Below are 13,768 nucleotides of genomic sequence, written 5' to 3' on the forward strand. Positions count from 1 at the left end.
AGGGAGACGAAAGGTTACTTTCGTCGTGGAACTGAGAAGCTCCCACTTCAAGCTTTGCTAAGTGGCGAGTAGTTCACTAAAGTTATAATAGGGTTCTATTTTTTATTTACTATATTTTCTATGTAATAAATAAAAAATTATACTCTATCAGGAGTCCCATTGGATGATTATCCTCTGTATTTATTTGATAATGTTTTGTGAAGAATTAAAAAGGGAGAAGAATAATGAAAATTCTTCCTCTTTTATTTATTTTCAAAACTAACCTGAAAAATGGTGATAATAATAAAAATATTCATAGTTTTTAATTGGGATAAAATACTTTAAAATCTTAGAATCATTTCACAATATAATTTAGAGTTATTTAAAGTTAAAACTTTAAATAACTCTAAATTATAATACTGATTCTTACTCATGTTGCGGTTGTGAGGTAAAATTTAACTTTTTTGTTATGATTATATAAAATAGGTTTCTTTAAAATAATGAAAAAGAAATCTTTATACACGCAGTAAATAATTTTACTATAGAGAATTTTAATCCGTATAAAACCTCATTATTTACAGGTTTAAGCGGTATATTATATTTTCTTCAAAGATTAGAAAATAGTAAGATGAATAGTATTTTATACTTTAATTACTAAAACAGGTGATACATATGATAAAAAAGAGAGTTAAATTTATTCCTCAAATGACATCTTATGATTGTGGCCCTAGTTGCCTTGCTATGATTTTGCATTATTATGGGTTATCCATTAAGCCTTCAGACATTAGAAAAAATAAAATTGTGAATAAAAACACAGCATGGAGTTTATTAGATATTAAAAAAGTTAGTGATTCGTATGGTTTTTCAACGAATGCTTACAGAATAGATAATATTAATGATTTACAAATGATAAATAAACCAGTAATAGCATTTTGGGGGCTAAATCATTTCGTTATAATTGAAAAAGTTAAGAAGAATAGGTTCTATATCGTTGATCCTAAGGCTGGTCCTATGATTATTGATGAAAAGAGTTTTAAAGAGATGTTTTGTAACTACATCTTACTTATTGAAAGTACAGCAGATGTAAAAGTAAGTAATAAATCGAATGAAAAATATCTTCTATTTAAATACATGCATCATTTTTTATCACTTAATCAAATTATTATGTTGGGGTTACTATCCTTATTAGCACAAATTTCTTTATTTTCTTTTCCATTCATTCTAAAAGAACTTATGGATATATTGGACACCTCAAAAGAATTGAATATAAAATACTTTTTAATTATAATAAGTGGTTTAGTAGTTGCTATAGGAATTAAATCTTTGAGTTCAATTGTTACGATTAAGTTTCAAAAAGATATTGATCGAAAGGGTACGACAAAGGTTTTTGAACATATATTTAATATTCCTATAGAGAATATTACAACACGCCATGTTGGAGATTTAAATGTAAGAATTTCGGGTTTAGAAGAAATTAGGAGTTATATTCTAGAAGATCTAATTCAAATGTTAGTATCAATATTCGTTATAATACCTATGCTTGTTTATCTTTTATATAGTGAACCTTTATACACTGGAATACTTATATTCTTTATCCTCTGTTCTCTATTTATAAATATTTCTTTAGGAAAATCCCTTCTTAATTCTCATTTAGTAGAAAAGCATTACTTAGGAGAACATCAAGGGAAAATAAATGAATCTTTAAAGGCAATGTATTATGTTAAGGCAACAGGGATTTTTTCAAGAATTAAAAATGTATGGCAAAAAGATTATGATAAATATTTAGATATAGTACATAAGCGAACTTTAAAACAACACGCTTTAGAGTCATTTAATGGTTCCCTATCCACAATATTCATTATCATACTGCTTGCTATAGGTTTCTATGATTATAGTAGAGGACAAGGGGATTTAACCAAAATATTCTTTTTTATTGCTATTTCAAGTATTATATTCTCACCCGTTACAATCATTATCGGATCAGTTTTGAATTGGAATGCAATTAAACCTCTATTATTAAGAATTTTAGATGTATTAGATGAAGATCCAGAAAATGATGGGTTAAACACCAAGAAAAAATCCATAACAGGCGCAATTCAATTTAATAATATTTCTTTTAGCTTTAATAATAAACTTATTTTAAGCAATTTAAATTTAGAGATTAATAAACATGAAAGTATTGCAATCACTGGAAAAAGTGGTAGTGGTAAATCTACTTTAGCTAATCTGCTATTAAAAATACATACTCCAGATAAAGGGGATATTTTAATAGATGGACAAGATATTAAAGAATGGAAAAATGACGAATTAAGAAAAAATATCGGATTAATGACTCAAGATGGCGTTCTCTTTCGAGGAAGTCTTTCGGAAAATTTAGCTTATTTCGACATTGGATATGATCCTTTGAAAATACAAGATTCTATTCAAAAATTAAATCTGAATAATTATCTTCAATTTCAAAGTATGAACGATATTGCTATATCCGAAGGAGGAACAAATTTATCGGGTGGACAAAGACAAAGACTAGCTATGTTACGTTTATTCATGAAAGAATACCCTATTTTAATTTTAGATGAACCTACTAATCATTTAGATAGGGAAACAGCAGATACTATAATTGAGAATTTATTTCACATTCCTTCAACTAAAATTATTATTACTCATGATGAGAAAATTTTGGAACGTGTAGACAAGGTTTATGAACTTACTGAAAGACATTTGGAGCAAAGAGATACAGATTCAAAATATAAACATGATATGACTAAATCATATATTTAGCAAAAACATAATAATTTTTGATTATTTTTACATTATTTCAAAAAAATTCTATTTGTATTAATTAAATCGTGTTATACTAATTTTATAAAAAGGAGGGATACCATGCCATATCCAGGAGTAATTAAAGCAGTTTGGAAGTATATATTTAATAGATAGAATTTGATTTTAAAATAACCCGAAAAAAGGCTATTTTAAATTTGTTTTTTACAAATCTACTCATCTCTTAAGGAAGGGGATTTCCCGCCCAGAGAATTTGTTGTGGATTTGAAATAAAGTTTGATCAAAAACATCATACAAACCCAAATTCTATGGTAAATAAAAAGAATCCATTTTGAAAAAAGATTGATCAAAATGGATTCTTTCTTTAAAACAATTGAAAAACTGTAGTTGTGTAAAAATTACACATTAAATAATGTTTTTTAACTTGTTTTTGGTGACGGTCCTGCCCACGTTTTAACGAAAATATACGCTAAGCAAATTTCAACATAATAAGAGCCGGATTTTCTATCCTGAGAAACATTCGGCTCTTATTCTTCATTTATTTAGTTTTTAATTTGTTCTCTTCATATTCTTTCATTATTTTATAAAACGTATTTTTCTTGAGTTCTAACATTTCCATAAACATAACAGCAGTTACTTTTCCGCTCTTCCATTTTGAATGAGTTTCTTCTATTATATGTAGTTGTTGTTTGCTTAGTGTAGAAAGGTTCACCCGAGGACGTCCTAAGTGTTTTCCTTGAGACTTGGCTACAGCAATCCCTTCCGCTTGTCTCTGATGAATTTTTTTTCGTTCTTGATCTGCAACATAGGAAAGCAAAGATAAAAATTGATCTTCCATTAATCGGCCCATATCACCCATCTCACGAAATTTCCGACTATCAAATAATGTTTCATTTTCTAAAACTACGATATCAGCTTGTAATTCTCTTGTTATATACTTCCATTCTGAAATTACCTCATCATAATTGCGGCCCATACGATCTAAGGCATCTATGTAAACAATATCACCTGTACTTAATATTTTTCGTAATAATTGATATTGAGGGCGATCAAAATGTCGTCCACTTGCTTTATCGACAAAAATGCGTCGAGCTTCAACTCCTCGTTCCATCATCTTATGTAACTGACGTTGTTCATTTTGATCTTTTGTACTTACACGTATATATCCATAAATATTTGCCACGTTTTGTATTCTCCTTATATTTGTTACCATAATTATACCATCTTTGTTTATAAAGATATTCATCAAAAACAAACGTTTATAAAATAATTCTAACTACCTTTGTAAACTTGGTATTTCAATGTTTCATAGATAGGAATCATCTGTTTGTAAAGGTATACCTTTACAAACATAGGAGGTAAGATGAATTTTTTGCTATTTAATGTATAATTTTATTAAGATGATAAAGTAAAATTATTGCTTATAAAAAAGGGTGAGAAAATGAAGTTATTATAAGAGTTAGTTTTTTAATAATTTAAAGTTTTAATTTTTGAGAAAAGGGTGTGGCTTTAGTTGGATGATTTAAAGGAAGTATTAGATATAGTAACGAAAATGGGATTTATTCCATTTTTAATACCCATTATATATTTTATGATTAATAATTTTAATATTACAGATATTGAAAAGAAATTTTTAACAAATTTTCAAAGATTGCAGATTTTCCTAGCTAATATTTTAATATGTTTTCTCTTTGGAAGTATTTCCATGGCATTTCCTTTATATAATGAATTGGGAGAAGAGAATAATACGAATGTATTTTTCTTATTAATTGGTATAATAGCATTAATTACATCTTTATATGTTTATATAATAATTACGTTATTTGAAAAATTAAATCCTATTGCACCTAAGATGTATGTTAATTACGGGGATATAGAGTGGAGAGTATTGAGAGTTATCAGTAAAAACCAGGTGGTGTTAAGTAGGAAAGGTAAAGAAGATGAGGGATGTCACAGGGTAGTGATATATCGGGATTTAAAATCAGTAAAAGAGAAGGATATTAAAATATACTATGAGTTAAAAAAGAATAAATATTCTATGTTTATTAGGCATATTTCTACGAAGGGGAGTATCTTTTTAATTGGTAGTAATATTCTTGTTTTTATTGTTATACTAATGATAATTGTAGTATTAAAATATCTAAATAATAATAATGCTATAGTATTATTAAGTATCTTCTTTATGCCAATATTTTTAATAATAAATATGCATGTTTTCTATCTGAAAAGGGTTAATAAGTTACGTCCAGAAGTATTAGCAGGTTCAACAATTAATTTAAATTGAAGGAGTATATATTTAATTTATCAATATGCTTTTAAATTTGAGCTTTCAACCTCAATTTAAGTATTGAAATTTTCTAAATGTCGATGTATTATATTTTTGTATTTTCTCACTTTTTGAAGCCGAGAAAACATCATCACTTCTGAAAGAACCCGAACTCCAGCGGGTTCTTTTTATTTACTTGAACTCATTTTAGAATCATTGTATTATATTTTCAGGTCTTACTTATATAAATCATTATCAGGAGAATCTGTAGGTTTGCAGGTTCTTTTTTATTATTCGAAAAGTAATTTAATAATCTTTTCTATGGATTTGAAATGAAATTACGATGTTTTTGAGACAGATACAGAGTTTGGAATAGAAAGTACTCCTTTCTATTCCGCTACGAACTTAAATGTATAATACATAAAAAGTAGAAGCGAGAATGAGGATATCCTATTTGCTATGGATTCATTAATAAACTTAATTAATATGGATTTAATTATTATAGCAATGATTAGTGGGACGAACAGCACTACAGCAAACTTAATTGCCATATCGTTAATAATTGGATTAAAAGGTTCAAACGATAACATATTTATCACACATCTTTCTGTAAAAAGTTTTTATAAATTCACCTAAACATATCACAGATACCTTACATAAAGAAAATACGTTTTATGAATTGTATTTCTTCTTACTCTAAAAAAACTAGTGAAAATAAGGATACTTTAATTTCCTTTTTAAGCGTCTTAGGTAATTTTATTGTAAAATTAATTAATAGGATGTATGGATGTTTGAAATGAATTTTAGTAGTAGCGAGGTGTAATTATGGCAAGAAGTACAGAATCAATGCCTAGAGCGGTGTATGTTTCGGAAAATGAGATACGATCCATTGACCCTCAAGAAGCTATTTTATTGCGTCAACTTAGTGGGAATTCTGGATATACACTTTATTGTGAGCATTACCTTAAATGTGATTGTACGGCTAAGGTAAAGGTCGTGGATAGAACAGGAAATCAGGCATTTCATTTGAAATCAAATGAAAGCCATTGTGCGGATTGTTCTTACCTTCTAGACACTATTCCAATTAAAGAAAGGGTTAAAAAGATACCGAAGAATCAAAAACTGATTCTTCAAATTGACGAGAGTGATATGTTTCTAGGTTCGGAAAAAACAAATAATTCAGAAGGAGAAAAAAAGAAATTTACTATAGACAGTAGGGTGTTGAAAGTACCAGAAAAAATAACTACAGAGGTTGTTGATGGAACCAAAAATACATACATCCGAACAGTTAGTGATTTAATTGAATTATTGAATTGTGAAGATGATGTAAAGATTAAATATGCGTTAAAGCAGTTATATGATACTAATATGCTATATAAAAGTTCGAATTATAAAGAAATTTGGAAGCAAGAACCTAAACATACTTTTATTGTTGAAGCCTATTTAGATCAAGGAGGATTGAATCTGTTAAATAAAAACGGGTATGCTTATGCTTTCCAAAATTATAAGTGGGAAAAAGATGAGATACGAATTATGTTAGTCCATAAAGGAAAAGGAAAAAAACGATTCCAACAAACTCTGAAGGGCTTACTTGAGTGGATTGAGAAAGATGTAGAGGGAAACCGTAAGCTCGCTCTTATAAAAGGCAATATACTTGGTTTTTATAAAGAAAAGAAAATTATCGTATTACATGTAAAAGACATTGATATTAAGTATCGAAAGTATGAATATAAGCTAGATAAGCATCCCTTACAACACAAAATGAAAAAAGAATTTAACCTTCCTACAGTCAGAAAAGAAATTAAAAAGGAATCGCCTCAAAAAAGACCATTAAAAATTGAATTTGCAAAAATAGAAGAGAGATTTACTAAACCCAAGCAAGACATAGATGTGTATACAGATGAATTTCTTCTTCAATTCATTACTCAAGAGCAATTACAAAAAATAAAACAAACCAATGTACCATCAGTCCCCCTAGACATGTGGTTTACAAATAAGAACGAAGAAAAATATAATTTAGTGCCTATGAGTAGGTTTATGGGAGTAAAGAATTCTAGGAGAAGACAAGGAACTTGGTTAAATCAGTTATATGAATTAGATGGTGCAAGACGAAATTTAGAGGAAATTAAAAATAATGGGATTGAACAATTTAAAAGGGTAGTTAGAAAAGAATCCGATATTTTCTTTTGTTATTACGAAGATTTAGATGCCTATTATGTATGTGATGGTGGGACACACCGAAGTGTTATAGCAAAAATTTTAAACATTGATTATATAATGGCTCAAATTAGAGTATACAAATCTAATGGTAATTTGGAAAAGGAACAAAGAAAGTTTAATGAGCAGTTAAATCGATTAGAAAACATTATCAAAGACATAGGATTTGTTCCTGTATATGATAAGTACAAAAAGACCATTTCTATATTTTTTACAGACGGTCAACCCATTACTGTTTTAAAGGATGTAGTATATCCTACATTTTATCAATCAGGTAAAAATCATTTTAAACATTGGTTATCGGTATTTCAAGAACTAAAAGAGGAAGGAATGAGGTTAAAGAAAAAACCATATTTTTTTAGAAAGTGTATTCTATTTTATAAAAAGAGAAAAGATGGACTTTTTCATGAAGAATATTATTTTAAAATGCTTCAAGATTATACACTGCAAAAATAATATTCAACCAAATATCAATATATTGAAGTAGAAGGAAAGGGACCATAAGGTGCCTTTCTTTTTATGGAATTCAATAACATATTAGTTCCCGATCTAACATTGGTAAGAATGACAGCTTCGATTTAATTATACATTATTATCTAATATCTATTATATATATACGCCTATATTATTTTTCTTTGCTATATAAAAATTACACATTAATTAACATTTTGGACGCTTAAAAAAGAAGATGATGGATATGAGATTATCCTTATTATTAATAGTTGTATATAATTATATGTATATTTGGGGTGTATACATTATTTTTTTGTAAAGAAATATATCTTTCAGTAGGACTGCACCATCCTTCTCCATTTATATATATTTATATTTTTGTAATTTATTATGAAATGTATATTGATTTAAAGTTGATTAATTAAAGTGGCGAATTCGCTGCTTTTTTTATTTTGAATAGAAAAAAGGAACCTGTAATGGCTCCTTTTCACAATGCTATCTTTACTTATTGATTTTTCTCTTAACATCCATAAAAGCTAGTAATGCTGCAATAGCACAAAGACTTTTAAACCAAAGGAACTCAGAAGAAAATATTCCACCAAAGAAAGCGACCGAGTGTACAAAACAAGTAATTCCAAATAACCAAAGCATGAACTTTAATTCCTTTGAGGAATACTTATAGTTTTTAAATCTTTCCCACATATGTATCAACTCCTATTGTCCTGATGTTCTGTATTTTTTTTGATAATATCTTGCATATTTAAGAAAAAGAATAGAAGGAAAACCAAGGCTATGATGCCGTTAACCCAGTAGTATTTATGTCCTGTTGTGAATTCAGTATAGAATGAAAGGGAATTCCAAACTAAAAGGATTGTTGAACAGATAGTAGAGATCAATAATGAACTAAAACTTCTCATGATTTTCACCTCGATTTAAATTTTTAGAACGGAAGCGAGTAATGATAAGTACAACTCCTATTTATAGTATAATAAGAGACTGATATCAGATTGATTTAAAGATTAGCTTTGCAGTATACTTTTGATAAATCCACTTTTTGGGAGATGAAGATATTATGATAGGTCTTGAACACGGGATCAAAGCAACTGTTATGATCATGGGAGATATGATGTTTAGTAATGATTTAATGGAAGCTGGTTTTATAGGGATAGCTTATAACAAGTTACCTAAAAACATATTAGAGGGAAATTGCGTCGAAATTGCTTTAATGTTTGAAGATAAAAAGAAGGGGGAAAAAGCATTTTCAAATCTATTGAGCTGGGTAGAAGGTTCAAATGGGGATGGAGACGCACTAGAACTAGATTTTATTGAAACGGGAGAAAGTGCTTATGCATTTATCCGAATATTGACAGATTGATAGCGAGATGCATAAAAAAATCATTACTAAAATGGATTCATCCATTAGTGGCTTCTGCGACTCATTTTAAACCAATTGATAATGTTAGTCCTCAGTATAAAGATTTCAAAAAAGCAATGAAATTTTGTAGAGTTAAAGTTCATGCTATAGACACTTTTGGGAGATTTATTTCAAAAGATAAATACATTCTGAAAAATAGTGTAGGGTTTTATACTGAAGAGAATATCCCAGAGGATGCTTTTATAAAGACATTCTTTGATAAGAATAACCCAAGTGGTATGAGTGAATTTACCCCTCCTAATTTTCTTGAATTAAATGAGGACATAGACAGCGAGAGAATAAGTAAGATTAAAAATTTCTTACCTATTACCTATGAAAAGATTATTCAGAATGATCATATTAAAAGTATGATTCTAAATTTAAATAAAGATTACTCTTCAGCTCAAGTAATTCAAGCGATTTGTAATATAGTATTAATGGAAAGATTAAAAATTGAAGGGAAAAAGGATATTATTAAAGATAAAAAAAATGTTCATATGAATATTTTATATTACTTAGATGAAAATCCAGAAGAGTTTAATAGCTATTTCCCAAATTTTGATGAATTAACATTGAAACAAATTCAGCAGCAAATTCAATTAGATATTGAGGATTATAAAAGTTTTAAGGAGGAGAAAAATGGAACCAACGATAATAGCCGCATTTAGTACATGGGCAATAAATGGAGTAGTATCTGGAGTTGTAGCAAATATAACCTATGAGGGGATTAAAACATTAAAGGGTAAATTTAAATCTAAGATGGCTCAATTTTTCAAAGATGATAGCCAAGCAGAAAACTTTTTAAAATTATTAGGAGAAGAAAAAGTAGTAAATACTACTAAACCATTCCGAGATATAGAAGATGCATATGAATCAATTACCAATAATGACATGCCTAAAGAATTTATGGAGACTTTTAAGGGGTGGATTCTAGAAAATAAAAATGTATTTGAGGAATTACAAAGTGCCGCGGGCTCAATGAATATACAATCACAATCTGCAGGTAGAGATATAATAAATATACAAGGTAATTCAACTATTAATAATTATCGTGATAAGAATGAATAATTTTAATGATAAGACGATTGTTCAACAAGCTGAACGGGATATTTATAATGCTAATAGAGATTTACACATTTATTATCTAAACGAACATAAAGAGATGATCATACCAGAAAAGCGCTTAGGTAATAAGCCAGTTATTAATTATTATGAGCAATTGTTAAATAAATATTCCAAAAAGAAGTTATTAATGCGAGAGAAATATAAAAATGAAATTGAGCAAGTTTTAGAAGATGTGGATGAAGTTTTAGTATATGGAGAACCAGGTGTAGGTAAAACAACAATATTAACTCAAATTTCTAGGGATACAGAGTGTATATATTTATCTCTAAATCGATTTTCAACAATAGAATCTATCTTATATTTAGTTAATGTCATACGTAATAAGGAAAATAAGGAATCATTTGACTGTGGAAATATAGGAGACGTAATTTCTATTTTAGAACAAGAATTAGTAGGAACAACTTTATTATTTTTGATAGATGACTGTCAAAAAAATATTGATGTTATAAGCAGTCTTATGTCTATAGAGAAATTTAATAATAAATTTATTTTTGTTTCTAGAATAGATGGACTTTTTTCTAGATATGCAATCCCCAAAATTAAAATTAATCCTTTTAATTTTGGGGAAGTTGAGGAGTACTTGGACATTAATGGAATGGATTTGAATACTTTTCGAATCAATGAAATAGCCAATATTTCAAATGGAAATCCTCTATATTTAGAATACTTTCTGAAATATACTATCAACCCGATCCCTAAAGGTCTTGAAGCTTTTCAAAGAGCCATCTGGGAGGACTTAGATGATATTTCGAAGAGTATAATTGCAGTAACATCGCTTACTTTAAATAAGTTAACTCAAGAAGACTTACTTTGTTTTATAAATAAAATACATCAAATTAATTTGAACTTCCTAGAGTTAAATACAAAACTCTCTATAATAAGTGAATTAATTGAGCTTCAAAATGGGCAATTGGATATTTCACATCCATACTTTGCAGAGTTTATAAGAAGAGAATTGTCTGAAACTGGATTAGATAGTTGGTATAGAAAAGAATTAGGTGGACTATTTTTTGAACAAAGAAATATGATTGAAGCAGTTCATCTATTATTAAATATTGAAGATGATAAAATTTATAGTGAACTCTTAGAAGTGTTTCCATACTATATTGAACTAGGATTATATAATATTGCAATAAATGTACTTCAAAAGTTCATTCTATTACATAAAGAACAAGAGAGTATAGAAGTTGGTTATACTTGTTATCATTTAAGTAATTGCTATAGACAAATTGGTGATATAACAAGCGCTAAGAGGACATTAAAAACAGCTCTTCAAATATTTGAAGCTATTAATAATGAAACTTGGCTTATAGTCTGTCAAGTATGGTTAATACTAGATTTAGTTGAAGATGGTAATTTGGAAGAAGCTAAAGAGCTATGCAAAGAAATCTCTAAAAAAGATATAAAAAATAAGCACATTAATGCAACTGTTTTGGTTAATCTCTCTAAATTTTATATAGATATATTTGATTTTAAGATGGGGGCAGATGTTTCTAAAAAAGCCTTTGAATTATTTAAAAGTTTAGAGGAAGAACGTGGTATTATTGCTAGCCTAGTTAATTTATCAATTTGTTTGATGAAATTAGAAAATCTTAATAGTGCATTAGAGTATTGCGAGGTTTTATATGAAATAGGTAGACGTAAAGGCAATGATGTTTTAAAAGCTAGTGTGCTAAATAATATGACGATTTGCTACAGAAAGTTAGGTGATACTTCATCGGCTAAATCAGCATGTTTAAAGTGTATAGGAATTTGGAGTAAGCTAAATAATAAACATAAAATAGCTATGAATTTATTGAATCTTGGAAATGTCTATAGAGATATAAAAGATTATGAAGAAGCTAGAAAATACTATTTAGAGGGGTTAGAAATAGCTCAAGAAATAGGAATGGTTAAAGAAGAAGGAAGAGGTTATGAGCTTTTATCACATATAGAGAGGGAATTAAACAATTTAACATTATCAATTCAATATGCAGATAAAGCAATAAAAACTAGTAGCGATGCTCGTGATTTGTTTAGAGTGGCTGAGGCTTGGCATGAGAAAGCTATGACAGAACATAAACTTGGCATGCCTATTGAAGCTGTGAAATCTTATAAAGAAGCGTTCAAAAACAATAGAGCGCTCAAACAAAGCTATGAATTACTTGAGAATGTAATAGCAATCATAAGATTGTATGAAAGTAATGAAATGAGAGAAGAATTAACACATTTTATAACTGATATAAAAGAAATAGTCTTAGACAACTCAATTGATGTAGAGTTAAGTAATATAGATTATTTTATGGAGAGAGTTATTAAAAACTTTTCCAAAGAATATGTTGAAGAAATATATTTAATGTTATTTAATAATGCTCAACAAAACAATCTTTATATAGATACTTACTTTATATTACATTTTTTGGATTTTCAAAAAAATAATGTAATAGCACGGGATAAAAAGTTTAAAGAGATTATTTTACTACTAATTAATAATATAGAGGAAAAACGATATGGAAATATAATCGCCCTGATGTTGGAACAGTCTGGAAAACTTTTGAATAAAAAAGATTCTTTAGACATTTTAGATGCAATTTGTGAAATAATACCGGGTATATATTATAGAATTATTGATAATGATGATCTATTGGTAACGATATCTTGGAAAAATGCTACTATGTTTCAATTTAGGGTAATGAGTGATGAAGATCAAACACTCAAAATTTGTATTGTTGTAGCGCTTATTATAAAAATAAATGAAGATTTATTTAATATGGCAATTCAAGATTATAAAGAATCGCATTTAACTCTTTATATTTACGGGTGGAGTTTATTACCAGAAGAGATTAAACAAAAGTTATCAAATAGGGATGAAAATTATCCTTACCCTGTTATTTTTTTTCAAAGTAGGCAGAATACCGCATATGAATTTATGATAGTTACGGAAGATTATTACGAAAAGTCTAGTTATAACTATAATCCTGAAAATAAGGGTTTTGTTTTTAGTTTAATGATGTTATTCAATATCCTATATAGTCATTTTACTCATAGTGAATTTGATTTAGCGGACCATTCGAACTTTAGAAGAACATTGGTTAATAGAGTTTTTGATAATTTTAAAGTTAATGAAGAAAGTATAATTCTAGACGATGAAGATTCAAAATTACTCTCTAAAGAACAGTTGGTGAATCTATTTAGAAATATAGGTAGAAATTTTTAGAGTTAGTATAGGATAATACTTTGAATCGTTTTTAATTTAATAATTGGTTAAACTTGTTTTACAAAACATACAAAATGTTAAACTCATAAGAACCAGTGATATCATGCGTTTTTCTATGGTATTACTGGTTTTTTTCGCTATAAAATGAATAGAAAAAGATTATCAGTTTAACAAAATATAGTTATAGTTAAAGTAAGTTTTACATATAGCATGAGAAAAACGTTTGGATATCACTATTACCAGAGGAAGAAAGATGTCTACTATTTAATGAAATTATTTGGTCATGCGACACAAGGGCAAACGTTACAATATATCGGTGTAGAAGCCGATGAGATTCGAA

The 13,768-nt window shown here is 28.1% G+C and carries 9 protein-coding genes; 7 read left to right on the forward strand and 2 right to left on the reverse strand.

Going from position 1 to position 13,768, the window contains the following annotated elements; translation table 11 throughout:
• Positions 1-651: 651 nt before the first annotated feature.
• Positions 652-2,757, forward strand: coding sequence for a peptidase domain-containing ABC transporter (locus ES895_RS26885; RefSeq protein ID WP_000592625.1), 2,106 nt, complete (start codon positions 652-654; stop codon positions 2,755-2,757).
• 538 nt (positions 2,758-3,295) lie between these two features.
• Here ES895_RS26885 and ES895_RS26890 read toward each other — a convergent pair.
• Positions 3,296-3,970: a recombinase family protein gene (locus ES895_RS26890; protein ID WP_002197167.1), complete on the reverse strand. Its 675-nt coding sequence runs from the start codon at positions 3,968-3,970 to the stop codon at positions 3,296-3,298.
• A gap of 300 nt (positions 3,971-4,270) precedes the next feature.
• Here ES895_RS26890 and ES895_RS26895 point away from each other — a divergent pair, with 300 nt between their 5' ends.
• Entirely contained in the window at positions 4,271-5,041 is a 771-nt protein-coding gene (locus ES895_RS26895) for a hypothetical protein (RefSeq protein WP_135238772.1), read from the forward strand.
• Between the two features lie 807 nt (positions 5,042-5,848).
• Positions 5,849-7,696: a hypothetical protein gene (locus tag ES895_RS26905; RefSeq protein WP_135238773.1), complete on the forward strand. Its 1,848-nt coding sequence runs from the start codon at positions 5,849-5,851 to the stop codon at positions 7,694-7,696.
• 498 nt (positions 7,697-8,194) lie between these two features.
• On the opposite strand, the gene ES895_RS26910 is transcribed toward ES895_RS26905, so the two are convergent.
• The gene (locus ES895_RS26910) at positions 8,195-8,395 is read right to left on the reverse strand and encodes a hypothetical protein (RefSeq protein ID WP_135238774.1); all 201 of its coding nucleotides are present in this window, start codon (positions 8,393-8,395) and stop codon (positions 8,195-8,197) included.
• A gap of 370 nt (positions 8,396-8,765) precedes the next feature.
• Here ES895_RS26910 and ES895_RS26920 point away from each other — a divergent pair, with 370 nt between their 5' ends.
• The 4 genes from ES895_RS26920 to ES895_RS26935 are packed head-to-tail and all read left to right on the forward strand — an operon-like array spanning position 8,766 to position 13,428.
• Complete coding sequence (locus ES895_RS26920) at positions 8,766-9,068, forward strand: hypothetical protein (RefSeq protein WP_135238776.1); 303 nt, start codon at positions 8,766-8,768, stop codon at positions 9,066-9,068.
• A gap of 47 nt (positions 9,069-9,115) precedes the next feature.
• A complete protein-coding gene (locus ES895_RS26925; RefSeq protein ID WP_135238777.1) occupies positions 9,116-9,775 on the forward strand; it encodes a hypothetical protein in 660 nt (219 codons plus the stop codon).
• A complete protein-coding gene (locus ES895_RS26930) occupies positions 9,747-10,175 on the forward strand; it encodes a hypothetical protein (RefSeq protein ID WP_135238778.1) in 429 nt (142 codons plus the stop codon). Before ES895_RS26925 ends, ES895_RS26930 begins: the two co-directional genes overlap by 29 nt.
• Positions 10,168-13,428, forward strand: a complete 3,261-nt coding sequence (locus tag ES895_RS26935) for a tetratricopeptide repeat protein (protein WP_135238779.1) — start codon at positions 10,168-10,170, stop codon at positions 13,426-13,428. The genes ES895_RS26930 and ES895_RS26935 overlap by 8 nt, the downstream gene beginning before the upstream one ends.
• Positions 13,429-13,768 lie beyond the last annotated feature (340 nt).

Origin of the sequence: Bacillus sp. 007/AIA-02/001, from assembly GCF_004634455.1 — a bacterium.
Taxonomy (GTDB): Bacteria; Bacillota; Bacilli; order Bacillales; family Bacillaceae_G; genus Bacillus_A; species Bacillus_A cereus.